The 12,778-nt window shown below is 52.3% G+C and carries 13 protein-coding genes; 2 read left to right on the forward strand and 11 right to left on the reverse strand.

Translation table 11 applies throughout. The features are described from left to right. Window positions 1–214: 214 nt before the first annotated feature. The 5 genes from rpsB to GSQ62_RS13820 form a co-directional block, all read right to left on the reverse strand. A complete protein-coding gene (gene rpsB, locus GSQ62_RS13800; protein WP_161890045.1) occupies window positions 215–982 on the reverse strand; it encodes a 30S ribosomal protein S2 in 768 nt (255 codons plus the stop codon). Window positions 983–1,003: 21 nt separating this feature from the next. Continuing rightward, on the reverse strand, window positions 1,004–1,390 hold the full coding sequence (gene rpsI / locus GSQ62_RS13805) for a 30S ribosomal protein S9 (protein WP_161890046.1): 387 nt from the start codon (window positions 1,388–1,390) through the stop codon (window positions 1,004–1,006). A gap of 4 nt (window positions 1,391–1,394) precedes the next feature. Next, window positions 1,395–1,844 carry a 50S ribosomal protein L13 gene (gene rplM, locus GSQ62_RS13810; RefSeq protein WP_161890047.1) on the reverse strand — a complete coding sequence of 150 codons (450 nt, stop codon included), beginning with the start codon at window positions 1,842–1,844 and terminating at the stop codon, window positions 1,395–1,397. Window positions 1,845–2,068: 224 nt separating this feature from the next. Continuing rightward, entirely contained in the window at window positions 2,069–3,880 is a 1,812-nt protein-coding gene (locus GSQ62_RS13815) for a M56 family metallopeptidase (protein ID WP_161890048.1), read from the reverse strand. Between the two features lies 1 nt (window position 3,881). After that, entirely contained in the window at window positions 3,882–4,247 is a 366-nt protein-coding gene (locus tag GSQ62_RS13820; protein WP_161890049.1) for a BlaI/MecI/CopY family transcriptional regulator, read from the reverse strand. Window positions 4,248–4,401: 154 nt separating this feature from the next. Between GSQ62_RS13820 and GSQ62_RS13825 the strand changes: the two genes are divergently transcribed. Further along, window positions 4,402–5,385: an NAD(P)H-quinone oxidoreductase gene (locus tag GSQ62_RS13825; protein WP_161890050.1), complete on the forward strand. Its 984-nt coding sequence runs from the start codon at window positions 4,402–4,404 to the stop codon at window positions 5,383–5,385. A gap of 68 nt (window positions 5,386–5,453) precedes the next feature. Here the strand turns inward: GSQ62_RS13825 and GSQ62_RS13830 are convergent, their stop codons facing one another. The 5 genes from GSQ62_RS13830 to recA form a co-directional block, all read right to left on the reverse strand. Beyond that, window positions 5,454–6,170 carry an RluA family pseudouridine synthase gene (locus GSQ62_RS13830; protein ID WP_161890051.1) on the reverse strand — a complete coding sequence of 239 codons (717 nt, stop codon included), beginning with the start codon at window positions 6,168–6,170 and terminating at the stop codon, window positions 5,454–5,456. Between the two features lie 385 nt (window positions 6,171–6,555). Then, window positions 6,556–7,593, reverse strand: a complete 1,038-nt coding sequence (locus tag GSQ62_RS13835; RefSeq protein ID WP_161890052.1) for a sensor histidine kinase — start codon at window positions 7,591–7,593, stop codon at window positions 6,556–6,558. 3 nt (window positions 7,594–7,596) lie between these two features. Continuing rightward, complete coding sequence (locus GSQ62_RS13840) at window positions 7,597–8,286, reverse strand: response regulator transcription factor (protein ID WP_161890053.1); 690 nt, start codon at window positions 8,284–8,286, stop codon at window positions 7,597–7,599. Between the two features lie 298 nt (window positions 8,287–8,584). After that, on the reverse strand, window positions 8,585–9,397 hold the full coding sequence (locus GSQ62_RS13845; RefSeq protein WP_161890054.1) for a DUF3108 domain-containing protein: 813 nt from the start codon (window positions 9,395–9,397) through the stop codon (window positions 8,585–8,587). Window positions 9,398–9,582: 185 nt separating this feature from the next. Continuing rightward, window positions 9,583–10,635: a recombinase RecA gene (gene recA / locus GSQ62_RS13850; protein ID WP_161890055.1), complete on the reverse strand. Its 1,053-nt coding sequence runs from the start codon at window positions 10,633–10,635 to the stop codon at window positions 9,583–9,585. Window positions 10,636–10,888: 253 nt separating this feature from the next. Here recA and GSQ62_RS13855 point away from each other — a divergent pair, with 253 nt between their 5' ends. Then, window positions 10,889–11,947, forward strand: a complete 1,059-nt coding sequence (locus GSQ62_RS13855) for a hypothetical protein (protein WP_237586627.1) — start codon at window positions 10,889–10,891, stop codon at window positions 11,945–11,947. Between the two features lie 53 nt (window positions 11,948–12,000). Here the strand turns inward: GSQ62_RS13855 and GSQ62_RS13860 are convergent, their stop codons facing one another. After that, a complete protein-coding gene (locus GSQ62_RS13860; RefSeq protein ID WP_161890057.1) occupies window positions 12,001–12,630 on the reverse strand; it encodes a GNAT family N-acetyltransferase in 630 nt (209 codons plus the stop codon). Between the last annotated feature and the right edge of the window lie 148 nt (window positions 12,631–12,778).

Here is a 12,778-nt window from a genome sequence, read left to right on the forward strand (position 1 = left end):
TTTTTATAATTAAGAATTACGAATTAAAAATTAGAAATTTTATATGGGGGATAGGAGAAGCAAACAAAATGTGAACGGCTCAGAACGAGTATCAATCGAGTCTTATGTCCAACGTCTAAAGTCTAACGTCTCTCAAAAAGCCCTAAAACAAACTGAACATTGAAGCAGTTGTAGCCCAATGTTCAGTTTGGTATAATCTATATAAACCTCAGGCTTATTGCTCGTCGGCTTCCTGCTTCGCTTTGATGCCTTCTTCCTCAGAACGCTTGCGCTCCGTTTCCTCTTTGTCCACCTTGCGCTCAGACAAGCCCTCTTCGATTGCCTTGCCTACCAGCGATACAATCAGGGCTACTGACTTAGACGCATCGTCGTTTGCAGGAATCGGGAAGTCTACCAGATCCGGGTTTGAGTTTGTGTCGCAGATGGCGAATACCGGCAGGTTCAGTTTCTGAGCCTCTTTCACGGCAATGTGCTCGCGCTTCACGTCCACCACAAACAGGGCAGCGGGCAGTCTCGAAAGGTCAGCGATACCACCCAGCACGCGGTCAAGTTTCTCACGCTCGCGCGACAGCATCAGCTTCTCGCGCTTTGCAAGGGCCTTCGACTGCTCCGGGTCTTTCATCATCTTGTCGATGGTCGACATCTTCTTCAGCGACTTGCGCACGGTGGCGAAGTTGGTGAGCATGCCACCCAGCCAACGGTCGGTCACGTAGGGCATCTTCAGGCGCTTGGCCTCTTCTGCCACAATTTCCTGCGCCTGCTTTTTGGTAGCCACGAACAAAATCTTACGGCCAGACTTCGCGATGTTGCGGATAGCGGCGGTAGCCTCTTCAAGCGCAACCAGCGTCTTGTTCAGGTCGATGATATGGATTCCGTTTTTCTCCATGAAGATGTACGGAGCCATCTTCGGGTCCCACTTGCGGGTAAGGTGGCCAAAATGAACACCAGCCTCAAGTAATTCTTTATAATTAGTACTTGCCATGTTGTTGATACACCTTTAATATTAACGTTTACTGAACTGGAACGAACGACGCGCTTTGCGCTTACCGAACTTCTTGCGCTCCACCATGCGAGGGTCGCGTGTGATGAAACCTTCCTTGCGGAGAGCTGATTTAGTCTCGGCGTTCTCAACTACCAGTGCTTTAGAGATAGCAAGTCTAAGTGCTTCAGCCTGGCCGCTTACACCACCACCTTTTAAGTTGGCTTTTACGTCGTATTTGCCAACAGAGTCCAAGGTTTTGAACGGCTGATTCACAATAGTTTGAAGTACTTCGCTCGGGAAGTAATTCTTGATATCTCTACCGTTAATAGTGATATTCCCTTGCCCGGCCGTCATGTGGATACGAGCCACCGAGGTTTTTCTTCTACCAGATGTATTGATAACTTCCATTAAATTAAATATTGAGGGTTAGTTCTTTTGGTTGCTGCGCGGCATAAGGGTGCTCGCTTCCAGCAAATACGTGCAGATTGCGGAACAGCTCGCTGCCCAATCTGTTTTTTGGCAACATGCCGCGCACGGCGCGCTCTACTAACAGCGTAGACGATTTCGCCTTCAGCTCGCGTGGAGAAGTCCGCTTCTGACCGCCCGGGTAGCCGGTGTGTGTCAGGTAGTACTTCTGGTCCCACTTGCGACCCGTGAAGCGCGTGTCATCGGCGTTGATGATGATCACGTTGTCTCCGCAGTCTACATGAGGCGTGTACGAGGGCTTGTGCTTGCCCTTCAGGATCTTGGCAACTTCCGATGCCACGCGACCCAGGCTTCCTTGCCCGGCATCCACAATCACCCAGCCCTTGTTGGCCGACTGCTTGTTGAGGTACTGGGTTTTGTAACTTAAATGGTCCATTCTTGGTGGTTGTAAGCGATTTATTTATTTAATTTATCTGTTCTTCAGTCTCTGAAAAATGGACACAAAGATAGAAGTTAATATTTGTATATGCAACAGCCTGCAAGAAATATGCTGTGTAACAAGTAAATAGTAAGCATTGCAGGGGATATATAGGTTTAGGGGTAAAAAGCATTGGGGCGAATGGACCAACTGGTCCATTCGCCCCAATGCTTTTATATAGGTTAGTTGTCCTCCGGCTTTACGGGCGGCGGGGGAGGTGGCAGCGTGGGCAGTTTGCCGTATTTGCTTTCGGCTGTCGCCACATTATTCCTGTCGTACAGGTTATACACTTCTGCTGCCCCGGATTCTAGGTATATATGGATGAAACGCATCTTATTCTCACTTTTATCTCTAAGTGTCCAGCCTATTTGTTTCACATCAGGGTTCCGTTTCAGGAAGGCTTTGTAGTCTGCTGTCTGATTGGCTTCGTCTGGAATATATGGCGTCTCCTCCTTTTGGAATTGCTTTATTATTGGCGGCGAGTATTTTTTGGCTTGTTTCATGGGTGGAGGAGGAGGTGGTAGAACAGGCAGTTTTCCGTATTTGGCTTCTACGGATGGTAAATGGAGTTTCCCATTATAATTGTATTCCTCCATAATGCCCGACTTTAAGTAAATGATGAATGTTTGAAGGTTAAACTCATTATTACCGGAAAGCTTCCAGCCTACTTGTTTAATAGTAGGATTACGTTTTAAGAAAGCCTTGTAGCCCTCTGGTAAATTGTTTTTGTAATAACTGTCTTCTTCTTGTATAAAAATAAATGTCCCCTCCCCGTCTTGTAGTGCTGAGGGTATAGATTTGGAGGAACTTATAGTGTTGACTATTGATGATGTTATAGGTGCTTTGGGCAGTTGACCATATTTTTTTTCTGCAACATTTACCTCATCTCTGTTATTCAAGTGGTAATTTTCAACAACTCCGCTACGTTCAATAACTATTCGCGCAATAGATTTATCATCTCCGTCTAAAGTCTTAGGCACCCAGTATAGCGCAATAATATCAGGATTACGTTTTAGAAAAGCTTTATAGTCATTTGGCAGGTTTTGAGCGTCATTCTTCTGCACCGAAATTACACCCTGCTCTTCTACTTCCATATATATGGAATCGTTCTGAGCTAACTCTTCTGCACTTTGTGCATTTCCTCTGAAAGCGAGGAGTAGAACGGCAACCAGTGGCAACGCTATCAGCAGCCTGAACTGGTTTGCCTTATTTGTTGGGATTTTGTTCATCATAGTGATTCTTCGTTTTAGTGGCGGGAAATTGAATTGATTGGCAAGCTGCGGCTCTGGGGCACCCACTACTTTCAGGAGCAGGTATTGGTAGGCTTTTCTGTCCACGCCAGCGCAAATCACCTTTTGGTCGGCAATAAACTCCAGGTTCTCCTTTACCGCTTTTTTCATGAGCCACGCACCAGGGTTGAACCAGTATAACACCGTGTTCAACTCTGCCAGCAGCACATCCAGCGTGTGCCAGCCTTTTACGTGCACCTGCTCATGCCGCAGTATCGACTCCAACTCCGCCGCTGTGAACTGCGCCGGGTTCAGGTAGATGGCCTGCCAGAAAGAGAAAGCCTGTGTGATGTGAGTGACCTGCCTGAAATGGATGCCCATATAGCTTGCACGCTCGGAGGCAGCACGGATTTTATAAAGGGATATAAACTGAAGCAGCAACCGGATTGCCATCGCCCCTGTGCCAAGCCAGAACAGGAACACAGGAATCTGCCAATAATCAAATGCCAGAGTTGTTTCTTGTGTGGCGGGCGCCGTCACCCAAACCGGCACTGTGTTTATATAGGCGCTTGCCAGGTCCTGGTGCCGGCTCATTAGCCCGGACACATCCATGAAAGGATAGGCCGTTGAGAACGCAACGCCGAATAACAGAAAGTGCCGGTTGAGGGTGTAGAAGGTGAGCCGCCGCAGCACGAAGTGGTAGGCCAGGTAAAAAAGCACCAGCGCCACATTTACTTTCAGGAGATATAGAATCAGCGCTGGCATGTCATTCCGGGTTTTTGTTTTCGATCATATCTATAATCTCTTTCAACTCTTCGGCGCTAATCTGCTTTTCCCTGGCAAAAAAGGCTACCAACTCTTTGTAGGAGTTTTTGAAATAATCATCCACAAAGCCTTTCATAAACCTCTTCTTGTAGTCCTCTGCCTTCAGGAGCGGTGTGTAGCGGTAGGTGTTTCCCTGCTTTTCGCTTGCCACATATTCTTTCTTCTCCAGGTTCTTCACGGTGGAGGCGAGTGTGGTATAAGGCGGTTTAGGCTCCGGCAGTTGCTCCAGAAAATATTTGATATAGCCGCCATCCAATGCCCATATCGCCTGCATGGCCTCTTCTTCTTGCTGCGTCAGCTTTTCCATATATCTACGAATATTTCGTATAATTACGAAATATTCGTAATAAAGTCTGCTGTGGCTGGATTTTTATTTTGTGGAAGCGGAGTGCAGCCTTATTGCTTTGACATCCTTATGGTACCGCGCTGCGTCTTAAGCATATATAAACTTGGGCAGAGATATGAAAGCCATACTTGTAAAACAACCCGGCGGGCCGGAACAACTATATATAGGAACACACGATAAGCCGCTTCCAAACCCGGACGAGTTGCTGGTGCGGGTGCAGGCCACCGCGCTCAACCGTGCCGATACTTTGCAGCGGCAGGGGAAGTATCCGCCACCGAAAGGGGCAAGTCCGTTGCTGGGGCTGGAGGTCGCCGGCGAGGTGGTGGAGGCGGGTATCAACTGCTCAAGGTTTAAGAAAGGGGATAAAGTGTTTGGCCTGCTGCCCGGCGGCGGATATGCCGAATATGCCATCCTCCACGAAGCCATGGCGCTGCCGGTGCCGGACAACCTGACCATGGAAGAAGCCGCCGCCATACCCGAGGTGTTCCTGACGGCCTACCAGGCGCTGGTGTGGCTGGGGAGGCTGCAGGCTGGGGAGCGGGTGCTGGTGCATGCGGGCGCAAGCGGCGTGGGCACGGCGGCCATCCAACTGGCGCGGGCCTTACAGGCCGAGGTGCTGGTAACGGCCTCGGAAAAGAAACTGCAGGCATGCCTGGACCTGGGCGCTCACAAAGCCATCAACTACAAGGAAGCGCCTTTTGAGGAGGCCGTGCTGGCCCATACCAACAGCGAGGGCGTGGACCTAATCGTGGATTTCATAGCCGGGCCGTATTTTCAGTCAAACATCGAGTGCCTGCGCCTGGACGGGCGGCTGGTGCTGCTGGCCTCTCTGGGCGGCGGCAAAGTAGATTCTTTTGATTTGCGCAAGCTGCTGGCGAAACGTCTGCACGTCATGGGCTCCACGCTGCGCTCCCGCCCCCACGGCTACCAGGCAAAGCTCACAGAGGAGATGTGGACTTTCGCCGGGCCGTTATTCAAGAGCGGCCAAATCAAGCCTGTTATCGATTCTGTTTTTGACTGGCAGGACGTGGCGGCCGCGCACCGCTATATGGAGCAGAACCAGAACATCGGCAAAATTGTGCTGCGGATAAATTCGTAGGGACGCAACATTTTGCGTCTCTTGCTCTTGCAGTAATTAAGACGCAATATCTTGCGTCTCTACCATATTCAGTGTGCCCGTAGTTGTTTTACCAGTACGGCAAAGTCTTTCGGATATGGGGCCTCCACTTTCACGGGCTCGCCGTTCAGCAGCAAAAAGCCGAGGTTAAACGAGTGCAGCGCGAAGCGTTTGATGAGCGGGAGCTCCTCTGTGTCCTGCTTCAGGTGGTAAGCTTTCTTGCGCTTCAGGCTGCTGAGGTACAGTTTCTCGCCCCCATATAGCTCATCATTCACAATGGGAGCCTTCAGGTAAGCGAGGTGTATCCGTATCTGGTGCAGGCGACCCGTCACGGGCAGGCATTCCACCAAAGTGTGGCGGCTATAGTTCTCCAGGGTATTAAAGTAAGTTTCGGCGGACTTGCCCTGCGGCGACAGCTTGGCCACGCCTTTTGCGCTCGTGGCGATAGCCCGGTTCACCAGTTGCTCCTCGAATTTGTGGTTGCCCCACACCACGGCATGGTACACTTTATATACCTCCCGCGCCTCGAACTGCATGGCCAGGTGCCGGTACGCGTCCGCATTCTTCGCGAAAGCCAGGCAGCCGGAGGTGTCTTTGTCCAGGCGGTGGCAGGCCTGCAGTTCCGGGTTGTGCTGGCGGGCGAGTTTGAGCAGGTTGGTGGTGTTGGGGGTGCGGTCCTCCAGCGTCGACAGGAAGGGCGGCTTGTTCACAACGATGTAATCCTCGTTCTCAAATATAATCAGGTCCTCAAAAACCGGGTACTTCATGTGCTGCTATGCTTCGTTCGGGCACAGGCAACCGGGCTGCTGTGCATCCTGCAAAGGTACGTAATTTTGGTTGCTGATTGTCAGTTGGGGGATGTTGGTTGTTGATTGCTGGTTGTCAGTTGTAATTGCTAAATGGCTGCATTGTTAAATTGTTATATGGTTGAAGCCTCAGCTATATATGATATGGTAGTGACCAAGAAGTAATGCTATGCCCTCGTCCCGACAGTTGCCGAGACGAGGGCAGCCTCCGCTGTAACTTTAAATCAATATTACTTCTTTAACACTACCTATGATATATCCCGGTTAAACTGGGTATATAGTTTCTGAAGCGAAAGGAGCTGTATATAGCTCTGCTTACCAACAACCATCAACCAACAATCAGCAATCAATCCTTCGCCTTTTGCAGCTTGAAGCGGATGGTGGTGCCTTTGCCTATCTCGCTTTTCACGGAGATTAAGGAGCGGTGGGCCTCCACAATGTGCTTGCAGATGGAGAGCCCGAGGCCGGTGCTGGTGGTGTCGCGGGCGCGGCTTTTGTCCACGCGGTAGAAGCGCTCGAAGATGCGGTTGATGTGCTCCGGGGCAATGCCCCTGCCGTCGTCCTTCACAGTGATGGTGTACTTCTTACGGCCTTCGTTAAAACCCACCCAGATGTTGCCGCCTTTGCGGCCGTACTTGATGGCGTTGTCGAGGAGGTTGGTGAATACCTGGCGGATGCGGTTGGGGTCGGCGAAGAGCAGGATTTGCCCGTTAGGCGTGCAATCCAGGTGAAACGTGATTTCGTGCTGCGCGGCTTTCTGCTCCAGTTGTTCAAACACTTCCCGCACCAGCGGCACCGCATCAAAGTTGCGCTTCTGCATTTTCACCACGCCCTTCTCAAACTGCGAGATGCTGATCAGGTCCTGCACGAGCATGTCCAGGCTGTCCAGGCTCTTAGCTGCTTTCTGCAGGAACTTGTCGCGCACACCGGGGTCGTCCATGGCCCCGTCCAGCAGGGTGTGGATGAAGCCCTGGGCCGCGAAAATCGGCGTCTTCAGCTCGTGCGAGACATCGGCCAGGAACTCGCTGCGCATGGCCTGCATCTGCTTCAGCTCGTCAATCTCCTGCTGTTTCCGCTCGGCAATCAGGTATATGTCCTCCTTTATCTTCCGGAGCGGGTCTGCGGTAAACGTGGATTTGCTCTCTACTTTCTTAAAATCCTGCCGCCTGAGCTTGTCCAGGCTCGAGTACACGTTCTTCACCTCCCGGAAAACCAGCGCCTCGTACGAGAAGTGCATCAGTATGAAGCAGCAGACGAACACCAGCACCAGCGCCACCAGCAGGCCCTGCGACGAAAAGTAACTGGCTAAAGCAAGAAAGGCGGTGAGCACAAAAGCTACCGCCAGGGAGGTGAAAATTGCAAGCGTACGCGAGTTGAAATTCATGCACTAGTCATTGTTGAACTTGTAGCCGACGCCCTTGATGGTTTTGATGTTTTCCTCCCCGATTTTCTCCCGCACTTTCCGCACATGCACATCCACGGTCCGGGCAATCACATACACATCAGTGCCCCACACGTTGTTGAGGAGCTCTTCGCGGCTGAACACCTTATTGGGCGTGGCCGCCAGAAACGACAGCAGCTCGAACTCTTTTTTAGGGAGCGTGATTTTGGTGTCGCCCTTGTACACCGTGAAGCTGGTGCGGTCTATGCGCAGGTCGCCTACTTCTATTACTTTGTTTTCCTCCTCCTGTTGCGCGTCGCGGCGGGCAAAGGCGGCCAGCCGGCTCAGCAGCGCCCGGGGTTTGATGGGTTTGGTGATGAAGTCGTCGGCGCCGGCCTCGAAGGCGGCCACTTCGGAGAACTCTTCGGAGCGGGCGGTCAGGAAGATGATGTGCGTGTTGCGGAACTCCTCCAGCTCGCGCAACTGGCGGCAGGCGGCGATGCCGTCCAGCACGGGCATCATCACGTCCATCAGGATAATGTCAGGCTTCACGGCCTTCGCGACTTCGAGGGCTATGCTGCCGTTTCCGGCCTCCGATACCTCGTACCCTTCGCGTGTCAGGTTGTACTGTAGCATCTCCACGATGTCCGGGTCATCGTCCACTACCAATATCTTGTAATTTGTTGCGGTTTGCACGATACAATAACATTAGCGTTTATTAACCTGGAGCCAGGCAGCCTGCAGAAAAAATGCTTTTCCAAAATGCCGGGCAGCTTTGTGGCTTTTCCTGGTTCCTGATGTAAAGGTATCACTCCTCCCCGCAATAAAACATCTGTTAATTAAATCATAATATTTTGTTAACACGGACACCCGGGGCTTCTCACGCAGCTTATATATAATTTCCGGTTTGGCCATATAGCTATATATAACCCCCGCGTTCTGACGCTGCCATATGGCGCGCAACTAAAAAGAGCCGACTGCATGCCGGCTCTTTTTAGTTGCGCGCTATCAGCGCCGTTTTGTGTTTCAGGTTTTTGTACTCATAGAGGTTGACGCTTACGGTGCCCACGAACATTTCGGCCTGTATCAGCACGGGTATTTTGTTCTTGTCGTCGGAGAGGTACAGGGTGATAGCGTCCTTGCCGTCAAAAAGCTTGTTGGCGGGCATCCGGGGCACCAGCTTGATGGCGCGTATATCCCCGGCCTTGGTGCTCACCACCTCGCGGCCCTTGTAAGTCACCTGCATGTCGAAGGCCTCCTCGTCGAAAAAGCCCTGCACGTGTATCTTGTCGCCCACGCGCATCTTGTCGTAGTCGAAGGTGCGGAGGTAGTAGAAGCCGCTCACGATGTCCTGGGCGTTGTCCGGAATCTTGTAATTCCCTGTTTCTTTTGCCTTGTGCTTTTTCTTCTTCTCTACGAACGCGGTGTTTTGGTAATGGTTAAAGTCCACGGTCTCCCGCTTGCGGTAGTTGCCCTCCTCTATGTTACGGAACGAGCGTTGCGGCACGATGGCAGCCGTGTCTATATAGGATTGCCAGGTGTCGCGTATCCGGATGAAGAGGTCGAAAGAGCTGTTGGTTTTGCCGGTAACGGTGGCGCGGTAGCAGGGTCTGTCATTGACATGGTGCAGGGTGGGAGCTATGTCAATCACGGCCTCGGCTGCCGTTATGGGGCCATAATGCACCTTATACTTCAGTAATTCACCCGAAGAAAAACTTTCGTTGGGGATGGTGCGCATCCGGTCTTTCGCGGCAAAGCCAAACAGTATCAGGGTAAGTAGCAGGAGCCCAGGGAAAAACTTTTTCATAAGTGCCTTCAGTTTCGGATTAGCCTTTGTCTATCCGTATTTCATTCAAGTTTTGTACCAACTGTGCCTCGTTGGCTTAAGTTAAACATACTTTAGCTGCCGATCAATTCAAAACTACATAAAAAAAGGCGCTGTATAGATACAACGCCCTTCTCAGGATACTATTTCAGGTCAGGAAATAATGTTCATTCGGCTTCTGCGGCGGCGGCAGAGTCGTCCAGCGCGGCGGCCACTTTCTCAGGCTCGCCCTTTACAATGGCCCTGATCTTTTCTTCGATCTCTTCCATCAGTTCCGGGTTGTCGAGCAGGATCTGCTTCACGCCGTCGCGGCCCTGGCCCAGCCTGTTGCCGTCGTAAGAGAACCAAGAGCCGGACTTCTGCACGATGTTCAGGTCCACGCCCAGGTCCAGTATCTCGCCTACTTTGGAGATGCCCTCGCCGTACATGATGTCGAACTCCACCACTTTAAACGGAGGCGCTACCTTGTTCTTCACCACTTTCACGCGGGTGCGGTTACCGGTAATGTTGTCGGCGCTCTCCTTGATCTGGCCGATGCGGCGGATATCGAGGCGCACGGAGGCGTAGAACTTCAGAGCGTTACCGCCTGTGGTTGTCTCCGGGTTGCCGAACATCACCCCGATCTTCTCGCGCAGCTGGTTGATGAAGATACAGGTACAGCCGGTTTTGTTGATGGTGCCCGTGAGCTTGCGCAGCGCCTGCGACATGAGGCGGGCCTGCAGACCCATCTTGCTGTCGCCCATGTCGCCTTCCAGTTCACCTTTCGGCACCAGGGCGGCCACAGAGTCAATCACGATGATATCGATGGCACCTGAGCGGATGAGGTGGTCTGCTATCTCCAGGGCCTGCTCGCCGTTGTCAGGCTGGGAGATCAGGAGGTTGTCTATGTCAATGCCGAGTTTCTGGGCATAGGTCTTGTCGAAGGCATGCTCCGCGTCGATGAACGCCGCCAGGCCGCCTTTCTTCTGTGCCTCGGCAATGCAGTGCATGGTAAGCGTGGTTTTACCGGAAGACTCCGGCCCATATATCTCCACGACGCGGCCACGTGGCAAGCCGCCGATACCCAAAGCGATATCAAGCCCAAGCGAGCCGGTAGATATGGCAGGTATGTCTTCCACCTTGTTGTCGCTCAACCGCATCACGGTTCCCTTGCCGTAGGTCTTGTCGAGCTTGTCCATGGTCAGCTGTAGCGCTTTAAGTTTTTCGTTGCTTACACTCATGTGGTTTTCTTATTTAGCTTTATATTGAAGGTGAAATTACTACTTTCGGAGCCAACTTGCAAAAAAGCTGACAGGAATTTTGCTAATTATTTTAGCTGGTTAACGCCGCTTGTTTACAACAACCATCCATAGCTTTTTGTGCCATACTTTCTGCTTTTTTATGGGTATTGCCAGACTTTTATTTCTATGTTTTCTGTTGATATATAGCTTCTTTGCGCAAGCCCAGCTAAATAACGCTGCGCTGCGCCAGAAGGTGCCTGTAGAAGCCGGAAATGCTAATGAAATTAGAGTTGGTATATATGCTTTTGGCTTCTCCAAGAACAACGAATACTTCAATAAGATTGCCGACGGCTACACCCTATTCGGCTATCACCTCAACCCGAAACTTATCTATTACCCGGCCCCGTTTGTGCGCCTGGAGGCGGGCGTTTTGCTGTGGAAGGACTTCGGCAGCAGCGGCTACCGGGATATAGCACCCACCTTTACCGCCAAAATTCAGAGGGAGAACTGGGCGCTGCTGTTCGGGACGCTGGAGGGAAACCTGAACCACGGCTATATAGAGCCGCTGTACGATTTCGAGCGCGTGATCACGAACCGGCTGGAAAATGGCCTGCAATACCGACTCCACACGCACGCGGTGGCGCTCGATGCCTGGCTCGACTGGAACCACATGCTGTACAGGGGGGAGGATGACCAGGAGAGGATAAACGGTGGGGCCGCGCTGAACTTCTTGCTGCTGGAGCGGCAGGGCCGGAAGAACTTGGATGACTCGCTGCGGCTGTCTCTGCCCGTGCAGTTCACGGCCCAGCACAAGGGCGGCCAGATAGACGCCTCCGACCTGCCGCTCACCACGCTGGCAAATGCGGCCATCGGCTTTGAACTGGAAAAGGCATATAACCGGAAAGTCCTGCGCCGGCTCTATACCAGTAATTATATAGTGGGCTTCAGGGACTTCTCGAATGATTACCAGCTGCCTTACCGGCAGGGGCAGGGTATATATTTGAATATTGGCGCCGATACGAAGTACCAGGATGTGCTGCTGAGCTACTGGCAGGGCGACGGCTATATATCTGATTTGGGAGGGAGGCTCTACCAGTCGGCGTCCAGCACCTACAAGTACCCGGATTACCTGCAGGAGGAGCGGCGGCTCCTGATCCTGCGCCTGATGAAGGACATTGAGATTCTCGCAAACCTCCGCCTGACGCTGCGCCTGGAGCCCGTTCTGGACCTCGACCACCCGAAGCTGGAGTTCTCCAACGCCTTCTACCTTACCTTCGACACGGAGTTTTTTGTGGCCAGGCCACGGAAGTAGCGGCAGGCTATATGTAAATTACGCTGCGCCACATTATACCCGTTCATATATGGCTACACCATAGCCTCAGAATCAGCTTTGGTCTGCTGCTGCGTCCGCTCAAAATCCTGGCGCGTGATGCCGTAGTAGCTCAGGTCCAGCAGCTCGTCTGAGTCTGCGCCGCGGTAGTCGTTGCGGAACACGCCCTCTTTCAGGAAGCCGCTGTCTTCAGATAGCTTTCCGTAGGTTTGGTTCGCGTTGGTGCAGCGCATATATACCTTGTTCATCTTCAGCGACCCGAAGGCGAACCGGAGCGCTGCTTGCAGGGCTTCTTTGGCTAAGTCCCGGCTGGCGGGCCACTCGGTGAAATAGAGCGCCACTTCAGCCTTTGGGATGGTTCGGTCCAGGTTCTTCAGGGCGATGCTGCCTATATAGGTGTTGCCCGTTTTCTGCCACACCCCGAAGTCGAAGGTGCGGCGGTTGTCCCACTCGGTGCGCAGCTGGCGCACCTGCACCCGCGCGTCCTCCAGGGCCCGCACCCGTGCCAGCCGGTCCGCAAACGCAGGGTTCAGGTAATTGGTGTTCTCCTTCAGCAGGCGCATAAAATCGCTCTCGTCGCCTTCCTGGTAGGGCCTGAGCGTGAGGTGCTCTGTGTCCAGTTGTTCCTCAAGGGCGCTTGATGAAGTGTTGTATAGAAAGTTCATAAGCTGCTTGTTTTAAGGGTTGAGGTGTAGTTTATATATAAGCTATGTGTACCTGTGGTGGGTGCTGTAGTCTAGCATACGTGAACGAACCGGAAATGTATTTGGGCCCGCAACAGCGGTGCGTATTAACTGCGGGGGGCTTTTGCCG

The sequence above is a fragment of the Pontibacter russatus genome (assembly GCF_009931655.1).
GTDB lineage: Bacteria > Bacteroidota > Bacteroidia > Cytophagales > Hymenobacteraceae > Pontibacter > Pontibacter russatus.

What these genes read in the sequence shown, in the direction of transcription:
- GSQ62_RS13830 (WP_161890051.1), bottom strand. Translation starts at nt 6,170, where the DNA reads ATGAAGTACCCGGTTTTTGAGGACCTGATTATATTTGAGAACGAGGAT.
- rplM (WP_161890047.1), bottom strand. Translation starts at nt 1,844, where the DNA reads ATGGACCATTTAAGTTACAAAACCCAGTACCTCAACAAGCAGTCGGCC.
- recA (WP_161890055.1), bottom strand. Translation starts at nt 10,635, where the DNA reads ATGAGTGTAAGCAACGAAAAACTTAAAGCGCTACAGCTGACCATGGAC.
- GSQ62_RS13815 (WP_161890048.1), bottom strand. Translation starts at nt 3,880, where the DNA reads ATGCCAGCGCTGATTCTATATCTCCTGAAAGTAAATGTGGCGCTGGTG.
- rpsB (WP_161890045.1), bottom strand. Translation starts at nt 982, where the DNA reads ATGGCAAGTACTAATTATAAAGAATTACTTGAGGCTGGTGTTCATTTT.
- rpsI (WP_161890046.1), bottom strand. Translation starts at nt 1,390, where the DNA reads ATGGAAGTTATCAATACATCTGGTAGAAGAAAAACCTCGGTGGCTCGT.
- GSQ62_RS13845 (WP_161890054.1), bottom strand. Translation starts at nt 9,397, where the DNA reads ATGAAAAAGTTTTTCCCTGGGCTCCTGCTACTTACCCTGATACTGTTT.
- GSQ62_RS13835 (WP_161890052.1), bottom strand. Translation starts at nt 7,593, where the DNA reads ATGAATTTCAACTCGCGTACGCTTGCAATTTTCACCTCCCTGGCGGTA.
- GSQ62_RS13825 (WP_161890050.1), top strand. Translation starts at nt 4,402, where the DNA reads ATGAAAGCCATACTTGTAAAACAACCCGGCGGGCCGGAACAACTATAT.
- GSQ62_RS13860 (WP_161890057.1), bottom strand. Translation starts at nt 12,630, where the DNA reads ATGAACTTTCTATACAACACTTCATCAAGCGCCCTTGAGGAACAACTG.
- GSQ62_RS13820 (WP_161890049.1), bottom strand. Translation starts at nt 4,247, where the DNA reads ATGGAAAAGCTGACGCAGCAAGAAGAAGAGGCCATGCAGGCGATATGG.